This is a genomic window from Spirochaeta cellobiosiphila DSM 17781 (genome assembly GCF_000426705.1).
GTDB classification, from domain to species: domain Bacteria; phylum Spirochaetota; class Spirochaetia; order DSM-17781; family DSM-17781; genus Spirochaeta_E; species Spirochaeta_E cellobiosiphila.
Window position 1 is genome coordinate 20126 of record NZ_AUFW01000019.1, and the last position, 14673, is coordinate 34798.

Sequence of the window (14673 nt, forward strand, 5' to 3'; positions counted from 1 at the left end):
ACAGGACACCCTTCATTACAATAAGCTTCATAAGACCTCCTTACGTTTACGCTGATTCTCTTTAACTAATAGTAACATTAACTTTTTTGCTTATCAAGTAATTACTGTTATATTCATTAATAGAGTTTTATGGAGTAATATTTTAGGACAAGCTTAAACTATTCAAAATAGAAATAATATTGATAGGAAAGATAATGGAAAAGAAATCTACTTTTATTACAGTCATATCATGGTTTTACATAGTTGCAGCTTCTCTTGGTACAATCACTAATCTTCTGCAACTTATATTAGCATTATCTTTCACTAATAATGAGGCAATGAATTTACCAGGGGGAATGCCTTCTTTCCGTTTTTTAAATTATAACATAAACTTTTTATCAGCTTTAAAGCTATGTTTGGTCTATATATATTCATCGGTCTAAGCGCAATTTTGTTATTGCTGAGAAAGAATTTCGGTCGAATTATGATTTCTATAATCAATGTACTTTTTATTATTTTTATTACTATACAAAATATGGTAGTTAAATCCCAGTTTACAGATACTTTTACTAATAATGATAGCTTTTTAATACAATAATGTTAATTATGAGTGTTATATTCATTATTGCTCTTCTATCTATTACCTATATGATAAATAGGAAAGCTGTAAGGAATGAATTCTAAGAAGCCTAACACGCCTAATTATACTTAAGGATTTGATTTAATATGATGAAATTGGCTATGACCCTTTATATAAAAAATACCATCATTGAAAAGTATGGTGTATTTTGGTACTTATATGTCACTCAACATAAACCAAGTACAACAGAGGTTTAAACACATGAAAACAAAATTTTCACATGTCAATATTAAAGGGAATATCATTGCAATCCAGAAATGGGGATGAGTAAGAACAATGAAATATTTGAAAAAAACACTAATAATCCTTTCTTTATTTTCTATATCATTAACAAGCTGTCTATCATATTCAGAACCGGAATTCTTTGATGAAAAAAGAGATAGTCCCATCAATTATACAGAATTGGATCTAAAGTACATTCCTTCTAAAGACTCATATAGTCTTTCAGAAGAGGAAAAGGCAATTATTAAAGCCACAGCCTACTCTGATGGAACAAAGCAAATTATCTATAACGAACTATCGCAGTATCTTAATGTGGATATAATGGATAAGTTTTCAGATCTTACTAATTATATACCTAAGGACCTTCTGATAACTTTTGCTGCCTACAAGAACACTACATTTACAGTTGATAGTAAAACCAGTTATATCAACGATAACATTACATGGTATGATGAAGCAGAAGCTGCTTATATTTCGCTTTTCAATGAAATGCCCAAAAGTAAATTAGATTTTAAGTTTTATTATGAAGGTTATACTTTTACAGATTATTCACCAATTGTATTCAATGAAGACAAAGATGAAGCACTTGTAGCAGCTTCTTATGACATGCTACCAGGGGGATATACTCTATTGTATTATTTAAAACTCATGGATGGAGCTTGGACTATCAATCAAGCTATAATAACATCCTATTATTGGTAAGTCTTGTAACTGTGATGCTATAGTTTTAAGAGTACTTAATATCACAATAGTTATCTAATTAGTAGATTCAGTGGCTGGATGGAATGATGGTTAATTTTACGATTATACAGTGTGAGGTACCATTGATTTTCTTCATCAACTTGATATTGAAATATTATTCAAACTAATGAGATCTGTGTTAAAATTGTTACTCAGTATTGGAGAGAATATGAAATTAAAGTTATCTATCTTTCTTTTAGGATCCTTAATAATGTCTTGCAGTTCAACAAATAATATGGATTCAAATCCCATCGTCAAGAATCCTGACTCTCCCCGTATTGGAGCAGGAAGTAGAATCTATGAACCCCAATCAGAATGGGAACAAGCGGTATATGATGAATCAACATTTGATGTGTGGCCAGATGATGTTCGTGATAGTATTGAGACCTTCAAGGATACATCAGTAGCTTGGGCTGGAGTTGTTGAGAAATATTTTATTGATGAACAAGAAGAATATATCGTTCTTAATTTCTATGCGAAGCATCATTACTATGATTGGATTGAAGACTTTGGTCCTGAAAATAAACCTATAAAGCTATCTCCCTCAGGCGAAGGATATTTCCTCAGTTATTTTCTTTTTAAGAAAGGTACTGATATGGATGAGATGACAGCAGGTCTTATAGGAGACTGTATCATATCCTATGGAAAACCAGCTCATATAGAAGAAGACGGAACAATTCAACTGGAATCAGATTACGTCAGACTAATACCGAAGAATTTCGTTTCTATCTGGTTCAACTATGGTAGAGAAGGATTTGGTGGAGCTATTCTTAAATAGAACTAATGATAATCTTGATAACAGGTGCTAGCAGCACAGGGAAAACACTTTTATCTCAAAAGATCTTGGAACGATTTTCTTATACCTATTATTCTGTAGATCATATCAAGATGGGACTTATTAGAGGTGATTTGAACTGTGGATTTGATATTAGTTATGATGACTTTAGTATTGCCCAGTTGATGGGGCCAACCATTGAAGGCCTTATTCGAACGGCCCTTGAAAATCATCAACAGCTTGCCCTGGAATCCTGTTATTTCAATGTTCAGTCCATTAAGAGATTACAAAATCAATATCCCCAGGAAATATTATGTATAAGCCTTGTTATGAGTCAATATTATTGTACAAAACATTTTACTGATCGTGTTTTAAAATATCGTAGCATCATCGAAAAGAGGATCTATGAAGAAGATCGCACAGTAGAAGAATTTATCAAAGAAAATGAGGATATGAAAAAATTTGCCATAGAGAATGGCTTTCATGTTTTTGAAGTAGATAAGGATTATGATTTAACAATAGAAAATATACTGGATTTTATTAAAGAGAAGATTGGAAAAGCGTAACGAATGAAAATTACCACAATGACAATGAATGACTATCCTGCTGCCTATCAAATTTGGACACAAGCCGAAGGTGTAGGATTAAGAACTTTAGATGATTCAGAAGCAGGAATACAGAAGTTCTTAGAGAGAAACCCTAATACTAATTTTGTTTGTAAAGTTGAAGATAATCTCGTAGGAACAATACTTTGTGGCCATGATGGTAGAAGAGCATACATATATCACGCCTTAGTAGCCGAAGAATATCGTAGCAGAGGAATTGGGCGAAATCTAGTTAATAAACTAATCCAGGCATTAAAGGAGGAAGGCATTACAAAAGTCGGTCTCGTTGTTTACACCAATAATAATCAGGGTAACTTATTCTGGGAAAAACTTGGTTTCGATCAAAGAGAAGATCTTTATTATCGGAATAAAGTGATTAATCAAAATAACAAGTGATATTTAAGCATATATATGGAACAAGTCTACATTTATACACTACCCAATAAATGGACAGCCCTATTTTCCTTTAAAGGAGAATTCAATCAAGGCTGTTAAAAGAACTATATTTCGAATTGTAGGAGAAATAAAATGTCTAAAAAAGTAAAATTTTGTATAATACTAATTATTCAAACATTAACATTCACTAGCTGTATAACAAATGGAACTAACCCAAAGTACAAACTTTCAGAGGAACTACAGATTTCTAAAATCAAGAAAGATACTTATCTTGTAACTCATAGTTATCCATGGCCTGCTAATTCATTACTCGTCCTTATGAATTCGAAGTATATTCTCTGGATTGATACACCCTATACACCCGAAGCAACAGCACAAGTCTTGAAATGGATAGATGAGGAGATAGGCTCAGGTTATTCCCTTGTTGAGATCAATACAGGATTTCACATTGATAATTTAGGTGGGAACCAAGAATTAATAAAAAGGAATATTCCTATTTATGGATCAGAACTAACTCGTCAACTACTTGATTCAAACAGTGCATCTACCATGGCTGATATGCATATTTGGTTACAAGATGAAAAATATACAAAGTATAGAGATGTCTATTCACAGTTTATTTTTTACAAACCAACCCATACTTTTGATATTAATATTGAACAATCTATTAAATTAGGAAAAAATGAAGCAATAATATATTATCCAGGTCCCACTCATACCTATGATAATCTCGTTGTCTATCTACCAAAACAAAAAATTCTTTTTGGTGGATGTATGATTTTCAATGCAAATGCCAAGAAAATGGGGTATGTAAAAGATGGGAATATAGAAGAATGGTCTAAATCCTTAGAATATTTAAAAGAAAGATTCCCTGATATAAAAACGGTTATCCCTGGTCATGGAAGTCCTGGCGATTCCACACTAATCGCTCACACCAAAGAGATAATAGACGCATCAAAATAAAATAAGAGAGGGCAAAATGCCAAATATAGAAATCTTAACTTTGAACCAGAAAATGCCAAATGGGAACATACTGATTCATCCAACCATCATATATAATGACAATGACTTAGTTTTGTGTGATACAGGTTATCCAAACCAAGAGGATCAAATAGAAAAAGAGCTCAATCGTCTTGGCTTCTCCCTCAAGGATATTACAAAAATCATCATAACTCACCATGATCATGATCATGTTGGATCACTGAAAGCTATAAAGGATAAATACAATACTATCACCATAATCTCATCTGAAAACGAAGCTATGTACATTGAGAATCAAAGGAAATCTCTTAGATTGTCACAAGCTATTGAGTATAATAAGACTCTGGATGAAGAACATGCAAATTTTGGACGTCAATTTGTCACTTATTTAAAATCTATTAAAAGCTGTAAAGTTGATCAAAAGGTAGAAGAAGGAGATTACATTATACCTGGTTTACAAGTCATAGCTACACCTGGACATACTCCAGGACACCTTTCCTTTTATGATGAGAATAGTGAGACCTTTATTGCAGGTGATTCCTTAGCTATTGAAGATAATAAATTAGTAATAGCTAACCCAGAGTTCACCCTCGACAAAGAAGGATGTATTCAAAGCATAAATAAAATAGCCAAAATGGAACCTAAGAAAATAATATGTTACCATGGTGGAGTTATGGAAGGAGATTTGGCTACCTTATTAAGTGATTATCTAGATTGATACAATCTTAAGATTTCTTATACTACTTTTTTAGTAAACAACTTTCTGATTTGTATTGTTATATGATTATAAAATAGGAGTTGTATATGTTAAGAAAAAATCATGCATTAATCGCTGGAATAGCCTTGTTGTTAATGTCAATCATGGCACCTATTGCTATTTTTGGAATATTAGGTGGCTTAATTGATTATGAAAACGCCAGACAAACTGCACAAAATATCATTGATAACGAAGAAAGTTATAGACTAGCTATTACTTTCTTATTTTTTGTGGCAACCTCAGATATAATAGTGGGCTGGTCATTGTATTATTTCTTTAAAGAAGACTCACCTACCTTATCTGGACTAGCTTGTATATTTCGCATTAGCTATGGAGTGCTCTTCCTAGTTGCCCTATCACCTCTTCTGCAAATACTGAATCTACTTGAACAAGCTAGCTGGGCATCCATTGTTGATCAAGTATTGTTAAAATTGCAAGCATTTCAAAGTTTCTGGGATCTGACCTTAATAATCTTCTCTTTTCATCTCTTATTAATAGGAATTATTCTAATTAATATAAAAGCTATGAAAAGATTACTTGGTATCCTTGTCGTGATTGCTGGATTAGGATACCTGATAGATGGTTTGGGACAAATAATATCATCTAACTACCATATTGAAATATCCGTTTATACTTTTTTAGGAGAAATATTATTAATGATCTGGCTCCTTATACAAAGTTTTAAGAAAAGTAATTAAATAGGAATGGAGTGTGTTGGTCACAATTTTAAGTGTAAAAGGTGTATCTGAATGTTAGAAGAATTCCTCAGAATAGCAAAATTTTTAAATGATAAACTTAATTTAACGCCGCTACTGTATGGATCTCTTGGTCTTGAGATATTAATTAAAGAAGATCTAAGTCCTCAAGATATCGACTTTCTAATACCAGAAATATTCATCAAAGGCAAATGGGTTATATTAAAAACATTGATTGAGGATATAGGATATCATCTAGTGGATTTACACGAACATGAATTTTTTAATGGAGAGTATCAAATAGCTTTTGCGGAAATCGAAGGCCTTGAAAAAGATATTAATGTCAGACCAAATCAAATAAAAACACATCAAAAATCGGGAGTAACCTATAAGCTTCTTAATTTGGAACAATATTTGTTAGCCTATGAATATTCTTCAAAAGATGGATATCGTAGAAATAAAAATGATAATAAAGAATTCGCAAAGATTGATAAAATCAAGTCGCGACTCTCAATAATTGGTGAAAGTTAATGCGTCAAGTTAATCCCATCAGGTTCTTCCTTCTACTCTTTTTACTTACCCAATGTGATGGAGTTATTGCACAAAGAACAATATCACCAGACTCTATCTTGCATCCCAGCCCTACCCCTTTCTCCCTGGATGGCCAAAGTGCTGTTTATTGTAAACGTATACTCCGTAACAATTTTATTCTGGAATTACAGGATGATGGAAAATACACAACAATTATGGTTAAGACAGTACAAGCTCAATTCCTGAATTGGGATACAACTTATCCACTGGGAATGCAAAAACGTTATGATATTTTAATTAATGGTCATAAACTTGATTGGAATAAGACATATATACAATATGGAAAGGAAATGATTAATCTACGAGTCCTTTTTACTTACAAAAACCAGCAATTACCTGAAGACTTGGAGAAATACAAATTAGGAGAAGATTTCTAATAATATGATTGAAGGTCCTGAAGATATCCCCAAAACAGTAAATAGAACAGAAGCCTTCCATAGGATTATCCCTCCTGAGGAGATCAAATATCTTCAAGGGATATGTCATTCTCGATACATTAAAAAAAATGATTTTTTTATTAAGCAAGGGGATACATTAAGTCCTATGGCTATAATAAATAAGGGACTCTTTAGAGTCTATTGTGTTGATTATGAAGGTAATGACAAGACTTTAGCTTTTCGTAAGGAAGAACAATTTCTGTCTGGCTATACGCCGATTTTAAAGAATCAGCCCATATGGTATTCCATTCAAGCCCTGGAAGATTCCTTGATTAGTTACATTGAATTTGAACAATATTCTACATTACTTAAAAAAAACTTCTGCTGGGTAGAATTATCACACCATTATGTAATAGGGCTTTTTATGGAAAAGGAAGAAAGAGAAAGATCCTTACTAATGGATGATGCTCTGACTAGATATAGGAATTTCACACAAACCTTTCCTGATTATACCAATAGAATTAGCCAATATCACATAGCTTCTTATCTGGGAATAACTCCCTCTTCTCTTAGTAGAATTAGAGCCAACAGTAAAAATAATTAATTGTCATAAGACAATGAACTCAGGCTTCAGCCTCTATAATATTGTTCCCATCAAGGAGGAACAAATGAATCATACATTTGTCACAGGGGCAACAGGTTTTGTAGGGATCAATCTAGTTAATCAATTACTGGAACAACAATGGAAGATTACCGCATTACATCTCCCCCAGGAAGATACTAGCCAATTACCAAAACATTTTGATTTACAATGGGTCGAAGGTAATGTTTTGGATAGATCCTCATTAATAAAGGTAATGCCACAAGAGGAGATAGTCATTTTCCATCTGGCAGGAGATACAAGCATGTGGAAAAAGTACAAAGAAAGACAGTATAACATTAATGTATTAGGCACACGTAACATCGTTAAAACAGCTCTCTTAACCAAAGCTAAGAAGCTTATCTACACTTCATCCATATCAGCCTACGGCTATCATCGTGTTAGAGTTACAGAAACAACCACATCAAACGCTTTGACCTGTGGGATGAATTACAACAGGTCAAATAGTATGTGATGATAGTAAAGCCAAGAAAGAACTTGATTACCAACACTCCTCATTGAATCAGATATTATTTGATTCCTACTCTTGGTTACAAAAAGAAGGTTTACTATGAAGATAGTGGATGTAGAACAGGAACCTTTGCACAAAGAAGTATATCGTAATCAAAATCTGAGAATATACAGAACCATACTACAACCAGGACAAAAAACTCTTATTCACAAACACAGCCATAACACAATATACATAGTTGTACAGGGGGGTAAAATGTTGGAACAACCATTAAAAAAACATTCCCCATCCCCTCAAAAAATAATTTCTTTTATCAAACTAAAATACCTTGGTGAATTGCTTTTTCAGAAGTTGTTTCATAACTACATTAATTTAGAGACTGGTTTTACTTTTTATTTACCTAGCAAGAAATATCCCATCACACATACAGCCACAGCTTCTCCTGATAATAAGAAAGCGGTTGAATTATTAGGTATCGAAATATTATAAACCTGTTAGAACTAGTTTAATAAAGAAAGCCCAGATTAAGGAAAATGTACAAGATAGTAAGGTACCAATTAGTACATATTCTGCAAATTTTTTATTATCTAGTTCTTTGAAACGGGTAACACCCTTTGCTGTTAGGATAAAGGCTATTAGATTATAATTTCCAGTGATGACAAAACTAAAGAATAATATTCGTTCTACGACACCAATAATTTTTCCTCTACTCAACTCCTTACGATCTACTTCAATATTTTCATTCGGATCTGATGATTTTGGTTCTGTTTTAATAAGTCCCAAGATATAGCGAATTATATTATTCATTTCATTAGTCAGTATTAAAACAGCAAAGATATAAATGATAATCATTTTCCATACGGATCCAGTGAGGCTTCGTAATAGGATATTATGAGTGCTTATTGCACGGAGGATTCTTAATAAATAAGGGTTAAAAGACAGACAGGGATCAAGGATGCCAAACAGAAAACTACTAATGACAACAATAAATCCTAATTCCAGTATGCGGATGAGAAACATATCATCTATTTTTTTTCTTAACAGAATGCTTCCCCCATGGTAGCCAAGAAGGAAAATAAACATTGCAATCAAGGCTGACACACTAATAATTGGTAGAAAAAGCGAAATTTCTAATATAATTATAATCCAGATAGGATCTTTTTGAGATGATGGATCATCATTCCAATTAAACAATAATCTAGGAGTGAGAAAGCAAAGTAAAAAATAGATATACCCTATACTAATCATTGTTTTTCCAAAGTAAATTTATTTGTTGATCTAAGGACTTCATATATTCTAGATATCCCTTCAGCTTTTGAGTCTCCATGATTTTATAGACTCCCCTTTCTGAAATATTTATTTCATCTGCTATGACTTTTACCGCTTTCTCTTCAATTAAATTCTGAAAAATATGCATGGTGTTAGGCTTCCAGTCATTCATGAAAGACATCACAAGTTTTAAACTCTCATTAATAAACAGTAACCCATCCCCCTTCCTTTCATAAAACTGCAGGAGATTCATTTTCTCCTTCTTCATTCCTTCAAGACCGTCTCTCGCTAGATAAAAGGCAGGACCATCCATACCGATAGATTCTATCTCATTAATCTCTGTAAGTATTTCATCACGTCCGATAGCGACCCTTACCTGATAAGGGTACAAGTGGTGCATGATGTTAAAGATATCCCATATCAATCCCTCACAATTTTTATATAGAGCTTGAAACTCATCCCCCAAAGTTATTGTAAAAGGAGATATGATATTTGTCCTTAAGGAATTTATAGTTGCTAGTTTTTCTTTTAAATCTTCCTGAAAGGCATATCTATCTTCAATTTCTTTAGAACCGACAATATCAGCTATAATGGCTATCAACTTCATATACATATTGTAGTTAATTAGTTCATTTCATGTCAATTGTACTTTTTTAGTTCATTTTGTTTATTTTGTACTTATTTACTACAGAACAACGATTTTTCCAATAGAACATCAGATATAATTCTTATCAAAAGAATTACCATTAACTTAACCTAAATATAACAAAGGCATGATATAATAACTCCAATGTTTCCAATATGCATTAAAACACAATTCTCAAAGGAGCTAAAATGAAAAGATTATTCCATGGAATGATACTTACAGCTACTGTAATTGCAATCATTAGTTGCAACAGTATGAGTGATGAAATGACTAAGGATCTGCCACCAAACAAACCAACAGGTGTTAAGTCAGAATTTATTGTCGAGGTACCAGCTGTTACTGATCCACTACCAGCCGTCGATTTTATGAATAGAAATGATGGAAATGGAAGATTTTATCGTGACAAAAATCCAGTGGATTATAACCTGAGAGGAATTAATCAGATTTGGCAAGGCACTACAGAGCAATGGCAGACAACAGCAGGAGATTATACAAGAGAAGCCAATGGATACAAAGCGGGAGATGGACCTGGTCCTGATGATTATGTTCCAGCAGGAACAGAGATTAAAGATCCGGCATCATGGAAGGCTAACATACAATATGTTGTCAAAGTAACAAACAACAGGAGTGAAGAGAAAGAATATTTCGCCTACTTAGACGATATAAGAAGTAAAAATTATGGGACTATCGATGGTTTTGGTCCTTTAACAGAAGATTATGCAGCCAACTCAGGAGCTTATGCTAGCTTCAATCCTATTTTACTCACAGACGTAACCAGTAATGACAGATACAAACCAGATAATAATGATGATTTTGTCAAATATGGTGGACAAGAGAATTCTACTTTAGGAAATATGGTAGCCCTTTCAAGCTTATTCAGAAGCTATAATGCTTCTACAAGTGGTCCTAAATATTTGTATGGAACGCCCCGTCCCTGGAGGATGGATGATGAAGGCAAAATCAACTTTTTGGGAGTGGAAACACTTTCTGATGTAATTGATGGATCAAGCCCTAATCGAGACACAATAGAAGTACGAATAGACTCTTACGAAACAAGCGTTAAAGTAATTCCAGGATTATATAGCGCGAGAAGAGGACATAGTAGCAGCAAAGAGAAAAGCGGTCTCTACTCAGCTGATACAGAAAATCGACGGAAAGATAATGGATATCCAAGTGGTCACACCAATGCAGGAGTGTTAGCTTCACTGGCCTATGCTTATATGATGCCTGAACGATTTGCAGAACAGGTAATGAGAGGTTCAGATCTAGCTGAGAACAGAATTATAGCCGGAATGCATTCACCAGTGGATATAATGGGTGGAAGAATGCAAGCCTTAATGGTAGCAGCAGCAGCTTTGAACAATAATCCTGAAATAGCAGAAAAGGCTTACGAACAATCCTATGACTATTTTAATCCCAAAGCTGAATCAGAAGGCATGAACCTATATGAATATGCCCATAGAACTGTTGAGGAAGGTTCTTTTGTTAATGAAGACGGTACTTTAAATGTTAATGTATTTAATAACAATCGCTATTCTGACCACGAGGCCATGAAAAAGGCTTATCTCTTCCGTTTAACCTATGGGTTTCCTCAAAATGGAACTAAGGGATTAGATCCTATTGTACCTAAAGGTGCAGAAGCTTTATTAAAGACAAGATTACCTTACTTAACTGATGAACAACGAAGAGCCGTTCTCTATACAACATCTATCGAGTCTGGTTATCCTTTACTCGATGCATCAAATGGTTGGGGTCGATTGAATCTAGTAGCAGCTTCTGATGGATATGGAGCCTTACTTGGTGATGTTACTGTTGATATGGATGCTAGTAAGGGCAGATTCAATGCTCATGATTGGTGGCGGAATGATATTAGCGGACCTGGACTATTGACAAAGAAAGGAAGTGGAACATTAAGTTTGACAGGAGATAATAGTTTTACTGGTGGAGTCATCATTGAAAAGGGAACCCTGGAAGCTTCTTCAACAACAGCACTAGGACAGGGAGATGTTTATGTTGAAGGTGGAACACTTTTAGATAGTACTAAAGGCTCTTTAGATATTAAAGCTTTGACTATTACGAATGGTCAGATGGCGATAAGACTAGATGATAGCAAAACACAAGTTAAAGTTGATGGCCTTTTGTATCTTGATAATGCGGTTTTAACATTAAATACTGAAGACCTTAAACTAACGAAGGCTAAAGATATTAAATTATTCAAAGCTAAGGCTGTGGTAGGAACTTTTGCATCTGTTGATTCAGACGACTACAATGTTAGCTTGATATACAAAAATAAAACTGTCATTGCTCATATTGAGCCCAAATAATAAAAAAGGTCTGTTACAAAAATACCATTTGTAACAGACCTATTTTTTCAAACTCAACTTATACCTTATAAACACTTCTATAATTTTTTATAACCTTTTCCACTTATCGTCCTTCTATACATGCAGGCAAATGTCCTAACTCACTAGTATTATCGTTCAGTTGTTTAAAGAGATTATGTCTCTTGACCCGGAGAAACAGTCTCTTCTCTCCGGGTCTTTTTTTCTCTAGTGTCAATCCATTTATTGCATAACTTTTTAAACTCATCAGAATTATTTAAAGAAAAAAACTGTTTTACCTCATAACTTAGATTATTAAAATTGGAGATATCTTTTGAGTATTTGTAAATATTAATGGCCAAATGAACGAGGTAGACACAAACAGGTTCTGGACTTTTACAAGCAGCCGGGTAATTATGATATTCAATGACCTCCACTACGGAATCTGGAAAATTCCATTTTTTAGCCAACAAAGCTCCTATTTCTGCATAACTATATCCAGCAAAAGCTTCCTCATAAATATTGACTGGGATTTGTTTATCTCGACAAAAATCGCTAAACTTTTCTGCAAAACCAGGATTAAACATATCAAAACTAAAAGACCCAATATCATGTAGGAGAGACCCCAAAAAGGCAGATTCCCAATACTTTCTGGGAATATCATATTCTTTTGCCAACATAATAACGATTTGACTAATTCCTTCATTCTTTTTAAATAAAGAACTATCAGGCTTCTGATTAAAGACAGTTTCCACACCTGTTGTGTAGAGCAAATTTTCTAACAAACCTAATCCAATAATTTTTATAGCATCTGAGATATCTGAAATACTCCCTGACAATCCATAGACAGGAGAATTAGCTAGCTTTAGAACATTAGCGGTCAAATTTTTATCTTTTAAAACTTGTTGGCTAATGTCCCTTGTTGAAGAGTTTTCATCCTTAATAAGATTTTCTAATTTAATAATATGCTCTGGAAATGTGGGTAATGTTTCAATAGATTCAGATAACTTTCTATAGAGTAACTCTGTAGAATCTTTAACACCATGAATAAAAGGGATTCTAATTTTTATTTGCGTTTCTTCCTCTGTGAGATGATATAAAAAGCCTTCTTCTTCCACACCTATTTTTTTTAACATCAACGATAGTATAATGATACCCAGTCCAGCCCCTTCTTCATCATCTACCGATTGTAGTAAAGCATCCTGCATATCTGTATATTCATTGGCTCTCTGTATCTTTTTGTGAATTCTCTCTATCTCATGTTCTGTTGCCAATGAGTTGTTACGAACCCAAATATCCAAATACTCTGATGTAGCTAGAAAAGATACTCGTACATATAATCCTGCTTCCCTTTGCCATTTTTTAAATTGATCAATGTTGATAGACAATTGCTCTTTAAATTTTTCAATTCCTTCATAATAGCTGGCAGAATCATCTAAGTCATAATTATATTTATCAAAATAGAGCCTTTTATAATTAGCTTTCTGACCATTAATGATTAATTCTTTTAAGCAATAAAACAATTGATCACAAAACTCACTTTTATTGTAGAGATCTAAAATCATCTTCAAAAGACCAAGGATAAAATCTTCTTCTTTTTGATCGAGATCCTGAATTGTACAAGTAATGGGATATTTTTTTCTAATTGACCATTTAACTTTATCTATTGAAGTCTTATCCAATCTTTGTGGCCTCCCTTGTTATTATACTATCAGGGGCTGTATAAAAATACCAATCTTAAAACTGTTGCTCTTGTATTTTTTTATCGCTACACTGTTTTAGAGTATACAGCAATAGCAACAAGGAGCCCACTTTGGAAATTCACTATGGTACTTATATAATTGCATTATTCGGGGCTTTTTGTGGTGGATTAATCGACTCTATTGCCGGAGGTGGTGGTCTTATTACCGTACCCGTTCTACTAGCCTTAGGAATACCACCCCATTTAGCTTTGGGAACAAACAAATTTCAGGCCCTCTTTGGATCATTAACTTCTTCAGCACGGTATCGTTTCAAAGGATTATACACGTTCAAAGAAGTCAGATGGGGGATCCCTTTTACCATATTAGGTGCTTTATTAGGGACATATTCAGTAAATATCATCGACCCGGATATATTGGAAAGATTTCTTCCATTTCTGCTAGGAGCTATATTTCTCTACACTTTATTAGCAAAAAAGCAACTCAATACAGAGAATACCTCAAATGATAAATACTATAAATGGATCATAATAGGACTTATCTTAGGATTCTATGATGGTTTTCTGGGCCCTGGAACAGGCTCTTTTTGGGCGATTGGTTTAGTTATCTTAATGGGTTTTGATTTGAAGAAGAGTACAGGATTGACGAAACCCATGAATTTTTTAAGTAATATAACATCGTTTATTGTCTTTCTTATATTGGGCAAAGTCTTATGGCTATTAGGAATAATCATGGCTATTGGAGCTTTTTGTGGTGCTTGGACAGGGACTCATCTTGTTGTCAAAAAAGGGGTCAAATTTATACGTCCCCTCTTTTTAATTGTTGTAGGAGCCACTATATTAAAATTAATATTCTTTAGGAGTTAA

18 protein-coding genes are annotated in these 14673 nt (G+C 33.5%); 15 read left to right on the forward strand and 3 right to left on the reverse strand.

Annotated features, from left to right (window positions below; translation table 11 throughout):
• Window positions 1-194: 194 nt before the first annotated feature.
• From K345_RS0104685 to K345_RS0104750, 13 genes are all read left to right on the forward strand, one after another.
• Complete coding sequence (locus K345_RS0104685; protein WP_028973196.1) at window positions 195-422, forward strand: hypothetical protein; 228 nt, start codon at window positions 195-197, stop codon at window positions 420-422.
• A gap of 473 nt (window positions 423-895) precedes the next feature.
• Complete coding sequence (locus tag K345_RS0104695) at window positions 896-1543, forward strand: hypothetical protein (RefSeq protein ID WP_028973197.1); 648 nt, start codon at window positions 896-898, stop codon at window positions 1541-1543.
• Between the two features lie 208 nt (window positions 1544-1751).
• Entirely contained in the window at window positions 1752-2360 is a 609-nt protein-coding gene (locus tag K345_RS0104700) for a hypothetical protein (RefSeq protein WP_028973198.1), read from the forward strand.
• A gap of 5 nt (window positions 2361-2365) precedes the next feature.
• Complete coding sequence (locus K345_RS19750) at window positions 2366-2923, forward strand: DEAD/DEAH box helicase family protein (protein WP_053228067.1); 558 nt, start codon at window positions 2366-2368, stop codon at window positions 2921-2923.
• 3 nt (window positions 2924-2926) lie between these two features.
• A complete protein-coding gene (locus K345_RS0104710) occupies window positions 2927-3358 on the forward strand; it encodes a GNAT family N-acetyltransferase (RefSeq protein WP_028973199.1) in 432 nt (143 codons plus the stop codon).
• A gap of 132 nt (window positions 3359-3490) precedes the next feature.
• Entirely contained in the window at window positions 3491-4321 is an 831-nt protein-coding gene (locus tag K345_RS22160; protein ID WP_053228068.1) for an MBL fold metallo-hydrolase, read from the forward strand.
• A 16-nt stretch (window positions 4322-4337) separates the two neighbouring features.
• Window positions 4338-5057 carry an MBL fold metallo-hydrolase gene (locus tag K345_RS0104720; RefSeq protein WP_028973200.1) on the forward strand — a complete coding sequence of 240 codons (720 nt, stop codon included), beginning with the start codon at window positions 4338-4340 and terminating at the stop codon, window positions 5055-5057.
• An 86-nt stretch (window positions 5058-5143) separates the two neighbouring features.
• The gene (locus K345_RS0104725) at window positions 5144-5794 is read left to right on the forward strand and encodes a DUF4386 domain-containing protein (RefSeq protein ID WP_028973201.1); all 651 of its coding nucleotides are present in this window, start codon (window positions 5144-5146) and stop codon (window positions 5792-5794) included.
• Window positions 5795-5845: 51 nt separating this feature from the next.
• Entirely contained in the window at window positions 5846-6322 is a 477-nt protein-coding gene (locus tag K345_RS0104730) for a hypothetical protein (RefSeq protein ID WP_028973202.1), read from the forward strand.
• The gene (locus K345_RS0104735) at window positions 6322-6759 is read left to right on the forward strand and encodes a hypothetical protein (RefSeq protein WP_028973203.1); all 438 of its coding nucleotides are present in this window, start codon (window positions 6322-6324) and stop codon (window positions 6757-6759) included. Before K345_RS0104730 ends, K345_RS0104735 begins: the two co-directional genes overlap by 1 nt.
• 4 nt (window positions 6760-6763) lie before the next feature.
• Window positions 6764-7363 carry a Crp/Fnr family transcriptional regulator gene (locus K345_RS19760; RefSeq protein ID WP_083963635.1) on the forward strand — a complete coding sequence of 200 codons (600 nt, stop codon included), beginning with the start codon at window positions 6764-6766 and terminating at the stop codon, window positions 7361-7363.
• 64 nt (window positions 7364-7427) lie between these two features.
• Window positions 7428-7874 carry an NAD-dependent epimerase/dehydratase family protein gene (locus K345_RS19765; protein ID WP_053228069.1) on the forward strand — a complete coding sequence of 149 codons (447 nt, stop codon included), beginning with the start codon at window positions 7428-7430 and terminating at the stop codon, window positions 7872-7874.
• Window positions 7875-7970: 96 nt separating this feature from the next.
• The gene (locus K345_RS0104750; protein ID WP_028973204.1) at window positions 7971-8360 is read left to right on the forward strand and encodes a cupin domain-containing protein; all 390 of its coding nucleotides are present in this window, start codon (window positions 7971-7973) and stop codon (window positions 8358-8360) included.
• Here the strand turns inward: K345_RS0104750 and K345_RS0104755 are convergent.
• Window positions 8355-9119 (reverse strand): hypothetical protein, encoded by a 765-nt coding sequence (locus K345_RS0104755; RefSeq protein ID WP_037571324.1) that lies wholly within the window; start codon window positions 9117-9119, stop codon window positions 8355-8357. The two genes, K345_RS0104750 and K345_RS0104755, sit on opposite strands and share 6 nt — an antisense overlap.
• The gene (locus tag K345_RS0104760; RefSeq protein WP_037571360.1) at window positions 9112-9747 is read right to left on the reverse strand and encodes a SatD family protein; all 636 of its coding nucleotides are present in this window, start codon (window positions 9745-9747) and stop codon (window positions 9112-9114) included. Before K345_RS0104760 ends, K345_RS0104755 begins: the two co-directional genes overlap by 8 nt.
• A gap of 227 nt (window positions 9748-9974) precedes the next feature.
• Here K345_RS0104760 and K345_RS19770 point away from each other — a divergent pair, with 227 nt between their 5' ends.
• Window positions 9975-12110, forward strand: coding sequence for a phosphatase PAP2 family protein (locus K345_RS19770; RefSeq protein ID WP_053228071.1), 2136 nt, complete (start codon window positions 9975-9977; stop codon window positions 12108-12110).
• Between the two features lie 173 nt (window positions 12111-12283).
• Here K345_RS19770 and K345_RS0104770 read toward each other — a convergent pair whose 3' ends face one another.
• Entirely contained in the window at window positions 12284-13789 is a 1506-nt protein-coding gene (locus K345_RS0104770; protein ID WP_028973207.1) for an HDOD domain-containing protein, read from the reverse strand.
• Between the two features lie 131 nt (window positions 13790-13920).
• On the opposite strand from K345_RS0104770, the gene K345_RS0104775 reads away from it, so the two are divergent.
• Window positions 13921-14673, forward strand: coding sequence for a TSUP family transporter (locus K345_RS0104775; RefSeq protein WP_028973208.1), 753 nt, complete (start codon window positions 13921-13923; stop codon window positions 14671-14673).